We start from the raw sequence: 17,106 nt of genomic DNA, 5'->3' as shown, positions 1-17,106 counted from the left end.
GTTTTTCTCAGCAGACAAGATGCCGCGTATCAGTGCCCCAGCTCGCGGGACGGCACCAGCCCGCTCGCCCGCCAGGCGGGGTAAAGGGTCGCCACCAAGCTCATCAGGATGGCGGCGCCGGTCACGATGAGCAAGTCTTGCATGTGCAGCTCGGTCGGCAGAAAGTCGATGAAGTAGATGTCCGGATTGAGGAAACGGTGGCCGATCACCCCTTCGATGGCGCTCAGGATCTGGGTCAGCTTGCTGGAGAGCAGGCCGCCCAGCAAGGCGCCGAGTAGAGCCCCTGCCACCCCGTTCACCATCCCCTGAATGACGAAGGTGAGCCGGATCTGGCCCGGGCTCGCCCCCATGGTCTTCAAGATGGCGATCTCGCTGCGCTTCTCGTTCACCGCCATCACCAGGGTGGAGACGATGTTGAAACAGGCCACCGCCACCACCATCAGCATCACCACGTACATCACGGTGCGCACCATCTGGATGTCCTGATAGAGATAGCCCTGGCGGCTCATCCAGCTGCTGATGTAGACGTAGTGCGGAAACTTCTGGGCGGCCGCCACCGTGATGGACTGCGCCTTGAGCACGTCGTTCACCTTGAGACTGAAGCCCTCCACCGCGCTACCCATGCCGGTGATGGCCTGGGCATCGGCCAGATGCATGAAACCGAGCACCCCATCGAGCTGGCCGCCGATCTCGAGCAGCCCCACCACCTTGAGGGTCTCCCGCTTCGGGTTCTTGATGCCGGTGGCATCGCCCCCCTGAGGCAGCAGCAGGGTGACGGTATCCCCTATCTTGACCCCCAGCTTGTCGGCGATGGTCTTGCCGAGAATAAGGCCGTGCTCGCCGGCTTGCAGCTCGCGCAGGCCGCGCCCCGTCATGTAGTTGCCCGCATCGGAGAGATTAGCCTCGAGCTCCGGCAGCACGGCGCGCACTTGCAACCCCTTGAGGGCGCTGCCGTGCTCCAGCAGGCCGTCGAGCCGGATCACCGGGGCGGCAGCCTCCACCCCGGGCTGGGCCAGCAGGTAATCCCGCAGTTTGGGCCAGTTGGGGAGCGGCGCCTCCATCCCCATCAGCTCGCCGTGGGGCACCACGGAGAGCACCCGGTTTTTGAGCTCCCGCTCAAAGCCGTTCATGGCGGAAAGCCCCAGGATCAGCGCCATCACCCCGAGGGCGATGCCGATGAGGGAGGAGGCGGAGATAAAGGCGATGAAGCCGTTTCGACGGCGGGAGCGGCTGTAACGCAGGCCCAGAAACAGGGGCAGCGGTTTGAACATCAGGCGACCTCCGCCATCACGCCGCTCACCAGGGTCACCCGGCGATGGAGCTTGGCCGCCAGGCTCAAGTCGTGGGTCACCACCACGAACGCGGTGCCGAGCTCACGGTTGAGTTCGCAGAGCAGCTCATAGACGGCGGTGGCGCTGGCGTGATCCAGGTTGCCGGTGGGCTCGTCCGCCAGCACCAGGCTGGGTTCGTTGACCAGGGCGCGGGCGATGGCCACCCGCTGGCGCTCACCACCGGAGAGCTCGGATGGTCTGTGGTTGAGACGATGGGAGAGCCCCACCCGCCCCAGCATCTTGCTCGCCTTCTCGGTGGCGCTCGCCACCGACTCGCCGGCGATCAGCAGCGGCATGGCGGCATTTTCCAGCGCACTGAATTCGGAGAGCAGGTGGTGGAACTGGTAGACAAACCCCAGCTCCTGGTTGCGAAACTTCGCCTGGGTGCGGCTGTCCCAGCGATGGATGTCCTGCCCCTTGAACAGCACGGCGCCGCTGGAGGGGTTGTCGAGCGCCCCCATCAGGTGCAGCAGGGTGGTCTTGCCGGAGCCCGAACTGCCCACCACCGCCAGCATCTCGCCGGGCGCCACGCTAAGATCGATGCCCTTGAGTACCTGGGTCTCCAGATCGCCCTCTTTGTAGACATGATTGAGGGCCTGACAGCGCAGCAGCGGCTCGCAGGAGACGGATTGATTCATAAAGGGGGCTCCACTTGCACCAGTAACAACAGAAGATGAATTATTCATAGCGCAGCGCCTCCGCCGGTTTGACCCGGGCCGCGCGGGCCGCCGGGTAGAGGGTGGCGCTGAAGCTGAGCAGCACGGCGCCCAGCAAAATGGTCACGACCTGGGCGGGTTCGACGATGACCGGCAGACCCGAGCCGCCGGCCGTCATGTAGAGGTTGAGCCCCACCGCATTGAGCAGGGGGTTGAGCCCCATGGAGAGTGCCAGCCCCGCCAGCCCCCCGAACAGGGCGCCGATGACGCCGCTGGAGGCCCCCAGCACCATGAAGATCTTGACGATGCCAGACTCGCTCATGCCCATGGTTCGCAGGATGGCGACCTCCCCTTCCTTGTCGGTCACCACCATCACCAGGGCGGAGAGGATGTTGAAGGTGGCGACCGCGATGATCAGCACCAGCATCAGCCCCATCATCCGCTTCTCCATGGCCACGGCCTGGAACAGCTCGCCGCGCTCGCGGCGCCAGTCCTGCCACTCCAGCCCGTCCGGCAGCGCCGTCTTCACCACCTCGTCGGCAGAGAAGGGATCATCCAGCCAGAGGCGAATGCCGCCTACCTTGTCCGCAGGCAGGCGCAGCAGACGCTGGGCATCCCCCAGCGCAATCAGGGCGACCTGGCTGTCCACGTCGGCGCCGACCCCGAAGATGCCGGAGACGGTGAAGAGGCGCTGGGCCGGCACCCGGCCAAACGGGGTGAAACGGGTGCCTTCGGTCAGGATCAGACGGACCTGGTCGCCCATGGAGACCTTGAGACGATTGGCCACCCCCTGCCCCAGCACTATGTGGTATTCACCGGCTTGCAGGCTGTCCAGACGCCCCATCTGCATCTGGGCGTGCAGGATGTCATCCTTGGGCCACTGGGCGGGATCGATCCCCTGCACGCTCACGCCGGTGAGCTGACCGGGGCTTTGCAACATGCCTTCGCTGTCGAGCATGGGGGCATGGGCGATCACGTGGGGCAACTTGGCCAAGTCCGGCAGCCCCTGCGGCGCGGCGTCGATGCGCCCCGCCGGGCTGGTCACCACCACATGGGGGATCACCCCGAGGATGCGCCCCTTGAGCTGCCCTTCAAAACCGTTCATCACCGAGATGACCACCATCAGGGCCGCGACCCCGATGGCAATGCCGAAAGTGGAAAACAGGGAGATAAATGACACGAAGCGATTGCTGCGTCGCGAGCCTGCGTAACGCAGGCCGATGGCCAGCGACAGTGGCTGAAAAAGTCCAGTCTTCAAGGATATCTACGTTGCCAACAAAATAAGATACCGGATAATAAAGGGAAACCGTCTATGACAACAAGGGATAGCCTCCATGCAGGAACAGTTCTTCAGTGTCACCCATGCCACGCCGGTCAATGTGATCCCCATGCCCGGCGATTTTCACCTGCCCTCGCTGGAGGCACTGGAAGCCGAGCTGCCCGAACCCTTTCGCATCGCCTCCTCCATCACCTCCATCGACATGGTGACCAGTCGCCTGCTCCGCAACCAGAGTGAGTCGATGCACGATCTGGTGGAGATCATCAACCAGCAGTCGCGCAAGATCGACATGATCATGGGCTATGTGCTGTCGGTGCAGGATCACCCGGAGCACCGCTTCCACACCCTGCGCTTTGGCGCCGGCCAGCTCACCTATCTGCACCCGCGCCAGGGCCACGGCGAGGCACCGCGCCTGCACCAGATAGTGCGGCTCAAGATCTTTCTGCGCGAAGAGGCCTCCGCCATCTACTGCTACGGCCAGGTCAAGCAGCTGGAACCGAGCGAGCACGGCACCCAGGTGGTGCTCGACTATGTGCGGATCCGCGAGGATGACCGCGAACTGCTGGTACGCGCCAGCCTGCATATCCAGTCCAAACAACTCAAACTTCGTGCGCAAGACCGTCAACGTTAAAAGAATCGAATGATGCCAATGAAGCTCCCCGCCTTGCCCGCCAAGGCGGGCCAAAAGTTAACGCTCGGCCAGCTGACAGGCAGCAGCCTCTCGCTGATGGCCGCCCGCCTCACCGAGGAGGCTCATCGCCCCGTCCTGCTGGTGACCGCCGATACCCCGAGTGCCCTGCGCCTCGAACAGGAACTGCAATACCTCTTGGCCGACAAGGGCTGCCCGGTGCTGCTGTTCCCGGATTGGGAGACCCTGCCCTACGACACCTTCTCCCCCCATCAGGACATCATCTCCCAGCGGCTCGAGACCCTCTACAAGCTGCCGCAGATGAGCAGCGGCGTGCTGATCGTGCCCATCTCCACCCTGATGCTGCGCACGGCGCCCCGGGTCTATCTCGACAAATACAGCCTGATGGTGAAGAGCGGCCAGCGCCTCAACCTGCAGCAGCTGCGCGCACGCCTGGCCGAGGCGGGTTACGTGGCGGTGGAGCAGGTGCTGGAGCACGGCGAATTTGCCGCCCGCGGCTCCCTGCTCGATCTCTTCCCCATGGGCAGCAGCAGCCCCTATCGCATCGATTTTTTCGACGACGAGGTGGACTCCATCCGCCCGTTCGACCCCGAGACCCAGCGCTCCAGCGAGCCGGTCAAGAGCGTCAGCCTGTTGCCGGCCCGGGAGTTTCCCACCGATGAAGCGGCCATCGAGCTGTTTCGCGGCCAGTATCGCGAACAGTTCGAGATCTCCCGCGCCGAGGGCTCCATCTATCAGGAGGTGAGCAAGGGACGCTGGCCGGCAGGCATCGAGTACTATCTGCCGCTCTTCTTCCAGCAGACCGCCAGCCTGTTTGATCACCTGCCGGACAACACCCTGCTGCTGACCGTGGGGGAGATCTACCCCGCCGCCCAGCGCTTCTGGAACGACATCGGCCAGCGCTACGAAGACAGGCGCTGGGACAATACCCGTCCCCTGCTGCCACCCCAGCAGATCTACCTGCCGGTGGAGCAGCTCTTTGCGGCGCTCGGCCAGTACGGCGCCGTGCGGCTGCAGGAGGCCCCCACCGCCGGTGATGCCGGCCAGCACGACCTGCCTCTCTCGGCGCTACCGGACCTTCAGCTCGATCACAGCAAGGAGCAGCCGCTGCTGGCCCTCAGCCAGTTCCTGCAAGGTTTTACCGGCCGCACCCTGTTTGCGGTGGAGTCCGAAGGTCGGCGCGAGGTGCTGGGGGATCTGCTGGCGCGCATCGCGCTGCAACCCAAGGAGTTCGCCTCGCTGGATGCCTTCATCACCAGCAAGGCCCGCCATGGCTTGTTGGTGGCACCGCTCGAGCGCGGTTTCTTGCTGCGAGAGCCGGGGCAAGAGGAGCTGGCGCTCATCACCGAGACCGAACTGCTGGGCGGCAAGATCCGCAGCAAACGGCAACGGGAGAAGAACAAGAACTTAAGCTCGGATGCGGTGATCCGAAACCTGGGCGAGCTGACCCAGGGTCAGCCGGTGGTGCATCTGGATCACGGGGTCGGTCGCTATCTGGGGCTGGAGACCATAGACGCCGGCGGCCTGCCCACCGAGTTTCTGACCCTGGAATACGCCGGTGGCGACAAGCTGTTCGTGCCGGTCACCAGCTTGCATCTCATCAGCCGCTACACAGGTTCCGACAATCCGCCCAGCCACAAGCTCGGCGGCGAGGCCTGGGTCAAGGCGCGGCGCAAGGCGGCCGAGAAGGTGCGCGACGTGGCGGCCGAGCTGCTCGATGTCTACGCCCACCGCGCGGCCCGCGCCGGCTTTGCCTTCAAGCACGACCGCGAGGCCTATCGCCAGTTTGCCGCCGGTTTCCCGTTTGAGGAGACCGAGGATCAGCTCAATGCCATCAATGCTGTGCTCGGCGACATGTGCCAGGCCAAGAGCATGGATCGGCTGGTGTGCGGCGACGTGGGCTTTGGCAAGACCGAGGTGGCGATGCGGGCGGCCTTTGTGGCCGTGCACGGCGGCAAACAGGTGGCCGTGCTGGTGCCCACCACCCTGCTCGCCCAGCAGCACTATGACAACTTCCGCGACCGCTTCGCCAACTGGCCGGTGCGGGTCGAGGTGCTGAGCCGCTTCCGCTCCGCCAAGGAGCAGAGCGCGGTGATGAAGGAGATGGCCGAGGGCAAGGTGGACATCATCATCGGCACCCACAAGCTGCTGGGCGCCGAGCTCACCTTCAAGGATCTCGGCCTGCTCATCGTCGACGAGGAGCATCGCTTCGGGGTGCGCCAGAAGGAGAAGATCAAGGCGCTGCGCGCCGACGTGGATATCCTCACCCTCACCGCGACCCCCATTCCGCGTACCCTCAACATGGCGATGTCCGGCATGCGGGATCTCTCCATCATCGCCACCCCGCCCGCCAAGCGCCTGGCCATCAAGACCTTCGTGCGCCAGCATGAGCCGGCGGTGGTGCGCGAGGCGGTGCTGCGGGAGCTGAAGCGTGGCGGTCAGGTCTACTACCTGCACAACGACGTGGAGAGCATCGAGAAGTGTGCGGCGGATCTTGCCGAGCTGGTGCCGGAGGCGCGCATCGGCATCGCCCACGGCCAGATGCGTGAGCGCGAGCTCGAGCGGGTGATGTCGGACTTCTACCACCAGCGTTTCAACCTGCTGGTCTGCACCACCATCATCGAGACCGGCATCGACGTGCCGAGCGCCAACACCATCATCATGGACCGGGCGGATCATCTGGGCCTGGCCCAGCTGCACCAGCTGCGGGGCCGGGTCGGCCGCTCCCACCACCAGGCCTATGCCTATCTGCTCACCCCCCATCCCAAGCTGATGACCAAGGACGCGGCCAAGCGGCTGGAGGCCATCGCGTCGCTGGAAGATCTCGGCGCCGGCTTTGCGCTGGCCACCCACGATCTGGAGATCCGCGGCGCCGGCGAACTGCTTGGCGACGATCAGAGCGGCCAGATCGAATCGGTGGGCTTCACCCTCTACATGGAGATGCTGGAGCAGGCGGTGGAGGCGCTCAAACATGGCAAGGAGCCGTCGCTCGAACAGCTCATGAGTCAGCACACCGAGGTGGAGCTGCGCCTGCCGGCCTTGCTCCCGGACGACTACATCCCGGACGTCAACATGCGCCTCTCCATGTACAAACGGATCGCCAGTGCGGCGGACGAGCAGGAGCTGCGCGAACTCAAAGTGGAGCTGATCGACCGCTTCGGCCTGCTGCCGGAACCGACCAAGACCCTGATGGAGCTGGCCGCCTTCCGCCAGCGCGCCACGGCGCTGGGCATTCGCCGGGTGGAGATGAGCGAGCGCGGCGGCTATCTGGACTTCACCCAGGACACCAAGGTCAGCCCTGCCTATCTGGTCAAGCTGCTCTCCGAGCAGCCGCGCATCTACAAGATGGACGGGCCGACCCGGCTGCGCTTCCAGGTGCCGACCCAGGAGCGGGCCATGCGCCTCAAGCTGGTGGACGGTCTGCTGGCGGATCTCGCCAGCCACGCCAGCCCCTGAGGTGGTGGTGATTGAGCGGCTAGCCGCTCACCCAAATAAAACGGGAGCCATATTGGCTCCCGTTTTTTATCCCGTGACGCTGGCCGTCAAGACTGCTCGGCCGGGTTCTCGTGCGCGGAGAACTCCCGCATGAAGGCCTCGGCACGCTCCACCATCTTGGTGGAGCCCACGAAATAGGGGGTGCGCTGGTGCAGTGCGGTGGGCTGGATATCCATGATGCGGTTGAAGCCGTCGGAGGCTCTACCACCCGCCTGCTCCACCAGAAACGCCATGGGGTTGCACTCATAGAGCAGGCGCAGCTTGCCGTTCGGCGAGTTGGTGCCGGACGGATAGATGTAGATGCCACCCTTGAGCAGGTTGCGGTGAAAATCGGAGACCAGAGAACCGATATAGCGGGAGGTGTAAGGACGGTGGGTCGCCTCGTCCCGCTCCTGGCAATATTTGAGGTACTTCTTCACCCCGTCCGGGAACTTGATGTAGTTGCCCTCGTTGATGGAGTAGATCTTGCCCTCCTCCGGAATGCGGATGTTCTCGTGGGAGAGGCAGAAGCAGCCAATGGAGGGGTCGTAGGTAAAGCCGTTGACGCCAAAACCAGTGGTGTAGACCAGCATGGTGGAGGAGCCATAGACCACGTAACCGGCGGCAACCTGACGGTTGCCCGGCTGCAGGAAGTCTTCCAGGGTGACGCCGGCACCCGGCTTGCTGACCCGGCGATAGATGGAGAAGATGGTCCCGACGGAGACGTTGACGTCGATGTTGGAGGAGCCGTCGAGGGGATCTATCAGCACCACGTACTTGGAGTGGCGGGAGAGCTCGGAATCGAAGGAGACGAAATCCTCTTCTTCTTCGGAGGCCATGCCACACACCTCGCCACGGGCTTCGAGCGCCGCCTTGAAGCGCTCGTTGGCGTAGACGTCCAGCTTCTGCTGCACCTCGCCCTGCACGTTTTCAGCACCCATGGAGCCGATGATGTCCGCCAGCCCCGCCTTGTTGATCTCCCGGTTCACCACCTTGGCAGCCAGGCGAATGGAGCTGAGCAGAGAGGTCAGCTCGCCGGTCGCAGTGGGATAATCCGCCTGCTTTTTGACGATGAACTCGCCCATGGTGATCATGTTTCGCATTATGGTTCCTTTAAGATCGTTTCCGTTGGCATTGAAAACGTTTGCAAGCATCAGCAAAAAAAGTGCCGATCCTCGGCAGCGTTGTTTTGTAACCTAATGTAACGTCTGTTTTTTGTTTTTGCAGCGAATTAAGCCGCTTGATAAATGCACATTCCCGCCATTTTTTCTGCCCGACGCTCGCCATAAACTGGTTTCAATCGGTAACTTTTCGAATGTTAATTCGTGGCAAAAAATCACGAAGATGTTGCCATGAAGTCGCCAAGATCCCCGCTCTGCCCCCTATCTGGGGCGCATGCCAAAGGAGACCGGTCTGCCTCTTGAGATCTCGCCATCAATCCCGCACACTGGCCAGGCTTTGGAAGCAAAAAAACATAAGGATATTCAATGAAAAGGACTCTCATTGCCGGCACGGTGGCCGCGCTGTTCGCATTCCCCGTCCTGGCGGCCCAGGTACCGGCCGGTACCAAGCTGTTACCCGCAGAACAGCAAACCTTCATCCGCAACATAGGTACCGAACCCGCCTCCATCGATCCCCAAATGGTGGAAGAGAGCGCGGGCAGCGAAATCGTCAACGATCTGTTCGAGGGGCTCTACACCCTGGACGGGGACGGCAAGCTGCAACCTGCCGGCGCCCTGGGTTACCAGCTCGATCCCACCGGCACCGTCTACACCTTCAAGCTCAGACCCGATGCCAAGTGGTCCAACGGCGAGCCGGTGACGGCAGCCGATTACGTCTATGGCTGGCAGCGGGCGGCGGATCCCAAGAACGCCTCCAACTATGCCTGGTTCATCGAGCTGACCGGCGTCACCAATGCCGCTGAGGTCATCCAGGGCAAGCAGAGCCCGGATACGCTGGGCATCAAGGCGCTCGATGACCATACCCTGCAGATCACCTTGAAAAACCCGGTCCCCTTCTTCCTGAAGACCCTCTCCCACTACACCACCTTCCCGGCGCCGAAGGCGACCATCGAGAAGTTCGGTCATGAGTGGGTCAAGCCGGGCAACATCGTCTCCAACGGCGCCTTCGTGCTCAAGGAGTGGACCCCCAACGAACGCCTCATCGCCGAGCGCAACCCCCATTACTGGGACAACAAGAATACGGTGCTGAACAAGGTGTTCTATCTGGAGATAGTCTCCGACACTGCCGCCTACAACCGCTACCGCGCCGGCGAGCTGCACTACACCAGCTACCCGCTCGAGCAGTACAAGCAGCTCAAGCAGCAGAGCCCGCAGGAGCTGGTGAGCGTGCCGACCCTGGCCACCTACTACTACGTGTTCAACACCCAGCGCAAACCGTTCGATGACCCCAAGGTGCGCAAGGCGCTGTCGCTTGCCATAGACCGGGACACCATCACCGAGAAGATCCTGGGACAGGGTCAGATCTCCGCCTTCAGCCTGACCCCGCCCATCGTCGACGGCTTCGAGCTCAAGCGACCGGCCAGCGAGCTGATGAGCAAGGAGGAGCGGATCAAGCAGGCCAAGGCGCTGCTCGGCGAGGCGGGCTACGGCCCGGACAAACCGCTGACGGTGGACATCCTCTACAACACCAACGAGGGGCACAAGAAGATAGCGCTGGCCATCTCCTCCATGTGGAAGCACAACCTGGGTGTCCAGGCCAAGCTCAACAACATGGAGTGGAAAACCATGGTCTCGGCCCTCAATGAAGGGGATTTCGGGGTCAGCCGCTACTCCTGGAACGGGGACTACAACGATGCGTCCACCTTCCTCGATATCCTGACCTCCAGCAGCAGCGCCAACAGCGGCAAGTGGTTCAACAAGGAGTACGACGCCCTGCTGAGCAAGGCCCACGACTCGCAGGATGGCGCCGAGCGCAACCGCCTCTATCAACAGGCGGAAGCGGTGATCGAGGCCGACGCCCCCATCGCGCCTGTCTACTTCTACGTCAAGTCCCGCCTGCTCAAGCCCAACATCAAGGGCTACCCCTACCAGAATCCGCAGGATCTGGTCTACTCGAAGGACCTCTACCTCACCGCGCAGTGAGGCTAGCTATCCCGCATAAAAAAGACCGCCATTCGGCGGTCTTTTTTTCAATCCTCCCGGCAGGTGGCCAGCGCCACCCTGCGCCGGCGCAGCACCACAGGTTGCACCAGCAGCTGGGCCAGCAAGACCCCAAACAGGGTCATGCCGCCGCCGATCAGGTGATAGCTGGTCAATCTCTCGCCGAGCCAGCTGATGGCCAGGCCCGCTGTCATCACCGGCAACAGGTTCATGAAGATGGCGGTGCGGCTTGCCCCCAGCAGGGCGATGCCCTGCATCCAGAGCCAGGGCGACAGAGCCGAGGTCGGGATCCCCGCGTAGAGGATCAGCCAGAGCGCCCGCCCGTCCGGCCAGTGCCCGTCCACTAGCAGATAAAACGGGGTGAGAAACAGCAGGCTGCAGAGCACCTGGCCGTAGAGCATGGACCAGTTGTCGAGCCCCAGATCCCACTTCTTGAGCAGCACGCTGTAGAGCGCATAGGTGCCCGCCGACAGCAGCATGTAGACGGAGCCGATGTGGATGCCCTGAGTAAAGAGGCGAGCGGGATCCCCCTGCCCCAGCAAAATGGCCAGTCCCAGAATGGAGATGACGCCGCCTAGCAGCGCCCCCCAGGTGGGACGCTCCCGCAGCAACCAGATGCTGAGCAGCACAGTCATCAACGGCGTCAGCCCCATCATCAGGCCGATCTCGGTGGCCCCCAGGGTCTGCGCCGCGTAGTAGCCGAAGGTCTGGTTGAGCACCATGCCGAGCAGGGCCAGCGCCGCCAGCTGATAGAAGCCGGCCCGCAGTTTGGCTCGCTCGCGCCAGGCCCGATGGGCCAGAAACGGGGTCAACACGATGGCGGCCACCATCCAGCGTGACCAGGCCAGGGCCGCCGGCGAGAGCACCCCCACCGCCAATTTGCTGACGATGGCGTTGCCGGCCCAGATGGCCATGCAGGAGAAGGGAAACAAGAAGGCAAGGGGCATCGCTATATCCAGAAAAAGCCAGCGGGTATTTCAGGCGGGAGTATAGGGAGGCCGGCAGGATTAGCAAGCATCAGGCCGTCCGGGGTGGATTGCCTGACAAAAAGGGGAACCGAACAGCGCCAAAGAGGTCGGAATGGCCCCAAAAACAATCATGCCCGCACGGTGGCGGGCATGACGCGGATCAGCGAGGTGACGAAGCAATCACGCCGCATCCATGTGCAGTCTCGAGATCAACGCGTTGACCTCGACCACGGTCTGGCGGTGGGGAATGTCCGCCGACGTGGGCATCATCAGCAAGCCGGACTGGAAGTCGAAGCGTCCTCTGCCGTGGATGTAAATCCGCCCCTTGAAGAAGGTTTTGACATGTTTTGCCACCATCAGTGGCAGGTACTTCTTGAATACTCTCATCGTTTGCAACCTCTTGCAGTTGTATCCGTATGACAGCAGCTTCTGCGAAATAATTCCGTCAAATCTGTATAAAAATCCGGAAAAATCGCAACTCTCTTCCCCAAAAAACCAATCTATAACTTTTTATTAACTTTTAGCGTATTGTATGTGGTCCTTCCAGCCAGAGCAAGACCCCCTTGCCATTCTGCCACTCGATACAGGCCAGGCCCGAGGTGGCAAACATGGGGGCACCGGCCGCCGGACAGAGGCTCTGCACCAGGTATCCCACCAGCGGCAGGTGGCTCACCATCAGGATGCTGTCATGTTTGGCCGCAAGCGCAGTGAGGTAACTTGCCACGAAGGCCGGATCGCCGTAAGGGGTGATGTCACCACTCTCTTCGACGGCCCCTGCCTTGGGTAATTCACTGCATATGCTCTGCCAGGTTTGTCTGGCGCGCAGGTAGTTGCTGTGGATCACCCGATCCAGCTTGCCGCCAAGCTGGGGGGCCAGCCAGCGGGCCATGTGGATGGACTCTTCGATTCCCTGCTCGGTCAGTGGACGCTGTTCATCTGTTTTCGCATTCATGCCAGCCTGGCCATGACGCATGATGTAGATTTTCATTACAACCTCGCCCAACGGGCCTGTTTTGATAGCGGGGGGATCTTACCCCGCCATGCCGGGGGAAACAATTGCGCTACCTCTCAGAAAAGGGTTTGCCTCACCGGGTAGCGGGGTCGATAATCATGTTTAAATTCAAATAAATCCAACAAGAGTCACGCGCCAATGAGCCCATATGCCAGTCCCAACGACCATCGGCAATACCACTATCTGGAGCTGGCGAACCGGCTCAGGGTCTTGTTGATTTGCGATCCCGACACCGACAAGTCTGCCGCCTCCCTGGCCGTCAACACCGGCCACTTCGACGATCCGGCGGACCGGCAGGGGATGGCTCATTTCCTTGAGCATATGCTGTTCCTTGGCACCTGCACCTATCCCAAACCTGGTGAATACCAGCAATTTATGAGCCGTCATGGCGGCAGCAACAACGCCTGGACCGGCACCGAGTTCACCAACTTCTTCTTCGAGATCGACAACGGCTTCTTCGAGGCCGGGCTGGATCGCTTCTCCCAGTTCTTCATCTGCCCCACCTTCGATCCCGAGTGGGTGGACAAGGAGCGCAACGCGGTCGACTCCGAATACCGCCTCAAGCTGCAGGACGACGTGCGCCGCAGCTACCAGGTGCACAAGGAGACGGTCAACCCGGCTCACCCCTTCGCCAAATTCTCGGTGGGCAATCTGGATACCCTGGCCGACCTGCCCGGCCGGGATCTGCGCTCCGACCTTATCCGGTTTTACGAAACCCACTACAGTGCGGATCGCATGGCGCTGGTGATGATCTCGCCAGCCACCATCGAGACCCAGCTGGGTTGGTGCGATCGCTTTTTCGCTCCCATTATGAATCGCAATCTGGGAACGCCGACCCTCGACATGCCCCTCTACCGGCTCGATGACCTGGGCATTCGCATCCAGATCAACCCGGTCAAGGAGACCCGCAAGCTCGCGCTCACCTTCCCGTTGCCCAACGTGGATGAGTATTACGACAAGAAGCCCCTCACCTTCCTGAGCCACCTCATCGGTTACGAAGGGGACGGCAGCCTGCTCTCTCTGCTGAAAGCGAAGGGCTGGGTCAACCAGCTCTCCGCCGGCGGTGGCATCAGCGGCGCCAACTTCAAGGATTTTGGCGTCAACTTCAGCCTGACCCCGCTAGGGCTCGAACACGTCAACGAGATAGTGGCGGCCCTGTTCGGTTACTTGAAGCTCATCGAGCGCGGCGGGGTGGAGGCCTGGCGCTATGACGAGAAACGCACCGTACTCGAATCGGCGTTTCGTTTTCAGGAGCGGGGCCGGGCGCTCGATACCGTCTCCGGACTGGTGTTGAACCTGTTCAGCTACGCCCCCGATGACCTGCTCTACGGCGACTACATGATGCGCGCATACGACGAGCCGCTCATTCGCCGCCTGCTCGCCAAGCTCACCCCGCACAACCTGCGCATGACCGTCACGGCGCCGGAGCTCGGCACGGACCGGCTGGCCCGCTGGTATCAGACCCCTTACAGCGTCGCCATCATCACGGAAGCGGAGAAGATCCGCTGGCAGCAGAGCGAGCCGGATCCGGCGCTGGCCCTGCCGCTGCCCAACCCCTTTATCAGCAACCGGCTAGACGTGCGCACGCCCGAGCTTGCCGCCGACATGCCCGCCTGTCTCATCGATCGGCCCGGCTTTCGGCTCTGGCACCTGCACGAGCATCAGTTCAGCGTGCCCAAGGGCAACCTCTACATCTCCATCGACAGCGAGCACGCGGTCAAGAGCCCGCGCCACATCGCCATGGCACGCCTCGCGGTGGAGCTGCTCACCGACCACCTCAACGCCCTCACCTACCCGGCGGAGCTGGCGGGGCTCGGTTACCAGATCTATGCCCATCAGGGCGGCTTTACCATCAACCTGAGCGGCTTTGCCGACAAGCAGCCGCTGCTGCTCGACATGATCCTCGGCAACCGCACCCTGGGTTACCCGGATCCGGCCCGTTTTGCCGAAATCAAGGAGCAGCTCATCCGCAACTGGGACAACCAGTCCAAGGCGCGCCCCATCTCCCAGCTGTTCAACCAGCTCACCAGCCTGCTGCAGCCCAACAACCCGCCGTTCGAGCAGTTGCTGCGCCACCTGCGCAGCGTCGAGCTGGGCGAGATGCCCGCCTTCGTGGCGAGCCTTTTTGCCGAGGTGCATGTAGAGACCCTGGTGCACGGCGACTGGACCGCCGCCGAGGCCCTCGAACTCGCCGCCCTGCTGGAGCGCCACCTCGGCGTCAACAGCCAGCCCAGTGCCGAGACCCGTCGCCCGCTCATCTCCATTCAGGACAGGGGCACCCTCATTCGTGAACAGGGCTGTGAGCATGAAGACTCGGCCCTGCTGGTCTACTACCAGTCGCGCACCACCCGGGCGCGGGATCTGGCCTGCTTCACACTGGCCAACCACATCATGTCCTCCACCTTCTTTCACGAGCTGCGCACCCGTCAGCAGCTCGGTTACGTGGTGGGGGCCGGCAACCTGCCCCTCAACCGCCATCCCGGCCTCATCTTCTATATCCAGTCGCCGGTGGCCGGGCCGCAGATCCTGCTGGATGCCGTAGAGGAGTTCATCGATCTGTTTCCGCTGGCCATGCTCGAACTCACCGCCCGGCAGTGGCAGGACAGCAAGGAGGGCCTGCAGGCCCAGCTGAGCGAGCGGGATGCCAACCTGCGCAGTCGGGGACAGCGGCTCTGGGTCAGCATCGGCAACAAGGATCTGGGCTTTGATCAGCGCGAAAGGGTGTGCGAGGAGGTGGGCAACCTGAGCCGCGCCGATCTGGTGCGCTTTATCACCCAGCTGAGATCGAGAACGTCGGATCGGCTGATCCTCTGCAGCTATGGTCAGGGCCACGAGCACGACGAGCGCATCACCGGCCAGTTTATCGACGACCCGCGTGCGTTTCGGCTCGATGCCGCCACCTTCGAGGCCTGATCAGGCCTCCTGTTCCCCTTCTTGCCGCCAATAAAAAGCCGACCCCGTGGGGTCGGCTGGAAAAACCATAATCAATTGCGACCAGAGCCGCCAAAAGTGAACATGAGCGTGAAAATCAGACACTGAGTTGATGGTCGGCGGGCAGTCCCAAACCAGAGCGCGCCTGCCGATGACAACAGTGATTGAGAAACAGGCTCATCTTAGGCACTCCCCTCCCTTGTCACGTTGATCTATGTCAAAGGAGGTAATAAAGAGTCAACCAGCTGCAGCTTTATGGCGAGTTTTATCGCCTCGGGTCACGCTTTTGGTCAGGCCTCTGGACGGCGCACCAACCGGTAGGCCACCTCGTCGAAGTAGGAGAGCTGACCCGACAGCACCCTGGGGTGATCGAGCTCCGCCGCTCGCCCCAGCACCTCGACCTGGAAGTGGCGCTCGAACAGGGTGCGTACCTCCATCTCCCCCACCGAGAACGGCGGCTGGCGCTGCTGCTCCGGCTGATACTCCAGAGTCACCAGCAGGATCTGACCGCCCGCCTCGATAAGCCGGCTCATCAGCTCGGCATATTGACGGCGCATGGCGGTCGGCAGCGCAATGAGAGCGGCCCTGTCGTAGGCCAGCCGATAGCGGCGGCCAAGTTCGGGGGCGGCGAAAAAATCCCCCTCATAGATGCGCAGGCTCTCGTGCTGATGGCACTGATAGGGCCCCTCGGCACTCACCGTTTCACTCAGTTTGTTCTCGCTGAAAAAGCTGTTGATGGCGACGGACGAGAGCTCGAACCCGTCGACCGGATGGCCCTGCCCGCTCAGCCAGAGCATGTCGCGGGACTTGCCGCACAGGGGCACCAGCACGGGCTCGCCCTGCTGCTGGGCCGACCACCAGGATTGCAGCCAGCGATTGAAATCCGCCTGATGAAAGCCAATCCGGTTCTCTTCCCAACGCTGATGCCAAAAAGCCGCTTCCATCCTGTCACCCCTGTCATGTAAAGATGCCTCAATATCACAACTTAGCCCGCTGCACGCAAGCACCAACAGGGCGGCAGCCGCAACTTTTGCCCAAAAAAGCACAGCAAAACAAAAAAGGGCCAGAAGGCCCCCTTTTGACATCTTTTTGTCATCCACTCCTGCTCTTGCTCGCCTGCTTGCTACCGCGACGGCAAGGCGAGTCGGATCAGAGCAAGACTGGCTCGGCGCAGATGACCGCCGCCACCGCAGCAAGCCTGGCTGCAATCTCGGTAAAATCTGGGCGCGCCGCCACCACCTCGGCAAGACAGTCATCCACCAGGGCATGCAGGGCGTCCAGCCGGTCATCACGGGGGACGCAGCGGGCCAGCAGCTCGTCCAGCAGGCAGCCGAAGGCTCTCACTTCCAGTCGCTCCAGCAAGCCGGTCAGTTCACCATCGGTTCGCTCATAACAGGAAGCGGCACCGAAATCCCCGAGCAGCAGCCGGCCTTCCCCTTGCAAGGAGTGCAGCATGTTGTGGGCGTAGAGATCGCCGTGCAGGATGCCGCGCCCGTGCAGATGCAGCGCGGCGCTCGCCACCCCCTGCGCCATGGCCAGCAGCGCAGCCGGGGTAAAGCGGGCATCGGCCGGGTAGATGTCGCGAGTGCAGGAGTCCAGGCTCGGCGGCCCCGCCAGGTTGATAAAGTCAGGGTCTATCAGCGCCATCACCAGCGCCGGGATGCCGGAGGGGTGATCGCCCACC

At 62.5% G+C, this 17,106-nt stretch carries 13 protein-coding genes; 4 read left to right on the top strand and 9 right to left on the bottom strand.

Annotated features, from left to right (window positions below; genetic code table 11):
• Positions 1–29: 29 nt before the first annotated feature.
• Genes lolE through BN1143_RS18330 form a run of 3 tightly spaced genes read right to left on the bottom strand, consistent with a single transcriptional unit; the run spans position 30 to position 3,245 of the window.
• Entirely contained in the window at positions 30–1,271 is a 1,242-nt protein-coding gene (gene lolE, locus BN1143_RS18340; protein WP_005301531.1) for a lipoprotein-releasing ABC transporter permease subunit LolE, read from the bottom strand.
• Positions 1,271–1,969: a lipoprotein-releasing ABC transporter ATP-binding protein LolD gene (gene lolD, locus BN1143_RS18335; RefSeq protein WP_005301532.1), complete on the bottom strand. Its 699-nt coding sequence runs from the start codon at positions 1,967–1,969 to the stop codon at positions 1,271–1,273. The genes lolE and lolD overlap by 1 nt, the downstream gene beginning before the upstream one ends.
• A gap of 40 nt (positions 1,970–2,009) precedes the next feature.
• Positions 2,010–3,245, bottom strand: a complete 1,236-nt coding sequence (locus BN1143_RS18330) for a lipoprotein-releasing ABC transporter permease subunit (protein ID WP_042051642.1) — start codon at positions 3,243–3,245, stop codon at positions 2,010–2,012.
• A gap of 76 nt (positions 3,246–3,321) precedes the next feature.
• Here BN1143_RS18330 and BN1143_RS18325 point away from each other — a divergent pair, with 76 nt between their 5' ends.
• Both BN1143_RS18325 and mfd read left to right on the top strand, forming a co-directional pair.
• Complete coding sequence (locus BN1143_RS18325) at positions 3,322–3,897, top strand: hypothetical protein (protein ID WP_042051641.1); 576 nt, start codon at positions 3,322–3,324, stop codon at positions 3,895–3,897.
• 9 nt (positions 3,898–3,906) lie between these two features.
• Entirely contained in the window at positions 3,907–7,371 is a 3,465-nt protein-coding gene (mfd, locus tag BN1143_RS18320; protein WP_042051640.1) for a transcription-repair coupling factor, read from the top strand.
• Between the two features lie 86 nt (positions 7,372–7,457).
• On the opposite strand, the gene fbp is transcribed toward mfd, so the two are convergent.
• Positions 7,458–8,492 (bottom strand): class 1 fructose-bisphosphatase, encoded by a 1,035-nt coding sequence (gene fbp, locus BN1143_RS18315; protein ID WP_017764306.1) that lies wholly within the window; start codon positions 8,490–8,492, stop codon positions 7,458–7,460.
• 384 nt (positions 8,493–8,876) lie between these two features.
• Between fbp and BN1143_RS18310 the strand changes: the two genes are divergently transcribed.
• Positions 8,877–10,493 carry a peptide ABC transporter substrate-binding protein gene (locus BN1143_RS18310; RefSeq protein ID WP_042051639.1) on the top strand — a complete coding sequence of 539 codons (1,617 nt, stop codon included), beginning with the start codon at positions 8,877–8,879 and terminating at the stop codon, positions 10,491–10,493.
• Between the two features lie 47 nt (positions 10,494–10,540).
• Here the strand turns inward: BN1143_RS18310 and BN1143_RS18305 are convergent, their stop codons facing one another.
• From BN1143_RS18305 to sixA, 3 genes are all read right to left on the bottom strand, one after another.
• Positions 10,541–11,458, bottom strand: a complete 918-nt coding sequence (locus BN1143_RS18305; RefSeq protein WP_042051638.1) for a DMT family transporter — start codon at positions 11,456–11,458, stop codon at positions 10,541–10,543.
• 201 nt (positions 11,459–11,659) lie between these two features.
• Positions 11,660–11,866 carry a DUF1107 domain-containing protein gene (locus tag BN1143_RS18300; protein ID WP_005301545.1) on the bottom strand — a complete coding sequence of 69 codons (207 nt, stop codon included), beginning with the start codon at positions 11,864–11,866 and terminating at the stop codon, positions 11,660–11,662.
• Between the two features lie 133 nt (positions 11,867–11,999).
• Positions 12,000–12,467 (bottom strand): phosphohistidine phosphatase SixA, encoded by a 468-nt coding sequence (sixA, locus tag BN1143_RS18295; protein WP_042051637.1) that lies wholly within the window; start codon positions 12,465–12,467, stop codon positions 12,000–12,002.
• 162 nt (positions 12,468–12,629) lie between these two features.
• Here sixA and BN1143_RS18290 point away from each other — a divergent pair, with 162 nt between their 5' ends.
• Positions 12,630–15,404 carry an insulinase family protein gene (locus tag BN1143_RS18290; protein WP_042051635.1) on the top strand — a complete coding sequence of 925 codons (2,775 nt, stop codon included), beginning with the start codon at positions 12,630–12,632 and terminating at the stop codon, positions 15,402–15,404.
• A 308-nt stretch (positions 15,405–15,712) separates the two neighbouring features.
• Here BN1143_RS18290 and BN1143_RS18285 read toward each other — a convergent pair whose 3' ends face one another.
• The gene (locus BN1143_RS18285) at positions 15,713–16,366 is read right to left on the bottom strand and encodes a thiopurine S-methyltransferase (RefSeq protein ID WP_042051634.1); all 654 of its coding nucleotides are present in this window, start codon (positions 16,364–16,366) and stop codon (positions 15,713–15,715) included.
• 205 nt (positions 16,367–16,571) lie between these two features.
• Positions 16,572–17,106: protein kinase family protein (locus BN1143_RS18280; RefSeq protein WP_042051633.1), on the bottom strand; the 535-nt coding region annotated here is incomplete at its 5' end.

The sequence above is a fragment of the Aeromonas dhakensis genome (assembly GCF_000820305.1).
Taxonomy (GTDB): Bacteria; Pseudomonadota; Gammaproteobacteria; order Enterobacterales; family Aeromonadaceae; genus Aeromonas; species Aeromonas dhakensis.
This window is presented reverse-complemented; position numbering and strand designations above follow the sequence as displayed.

Bases quoted from the DNA above. Each gene is read 5' to 3' on its own strand.
- lolE (WP_005301531.1), bottom strand. From the start codon at position 1,271: ATGTTCAAACCGCTGCCCCTGTTTCTGGGCCTGCGTTACAGCCGCTCC.
- lolD (WP_005301532.1), bottom strand. From the start codon at position 1,969: ATGAATCAATCCGTCTCCTGCGAGCCGCTGCTGCGCTGTCAGGCCCTC.
- BN1143_RS18325 (WP_042051641.1), top strand. From the start codon at position 3,322: ATGCAGGAACAGTTCTTCAGTGTCACCCATGCCACGCCGGTCAATGTG.
- mfd (WP_042051640.1), top strand. From the start codon at position 3,907: ATGATGCCAATGAAGCTCCCCGCCTTGCCCGCCAAGGCGGGCCAAAAG.
- fbp (WP_017764306.1), bottom strand. From the start codon at position 8,492: ATGCGAAACATGATCACCATGGGCGAGTTCATCGTCAAAAAGCAGGCG.
- BN1143_RS18310 (WP_042051639.1), top strand. From the start codon at position 8,877: ATGAAAAGGACTCTCATTGCCGGCACGGTGGCCGCGCTGTTCGCATTC.
- BN1143_RS18305 (WP_042051638.1), bottom strand. From the start codon at position 11,458: ATGCCCCTTGCCTTCTTGTTTCCCTTCTCCTGCATGGCCATCTGGGCC.
- BN1143_RS18300 (WP_005301545.1), bottom strand. From the start codon at position 11,866: ATGAGAGTATTCAAGAAGTACCTGCCACTGATGGTGGCAAAACATGTC.
- sixA (WP_042051637.1), bottom strand. From the start codon at position 12,467: ATGAAAATCTACATCATGCGTCATGGCCAGGCTGGCATGAATGCGAAA.
- BN1143_RS18290 (WP_042051635.1), top strand. From the start codon at position 12,630: ATGAGCCCATATGCCAGTCCCAACGACCATCGGCAATACCACTATCTG.
- BN1143_RS18285 (WP_042051634.1), bottom strand. From the start codon at position 16,366: ATGGAAGCGGCTTTTTGGCATCAGCGTTGGGAAGAGAACCGGATTGGC.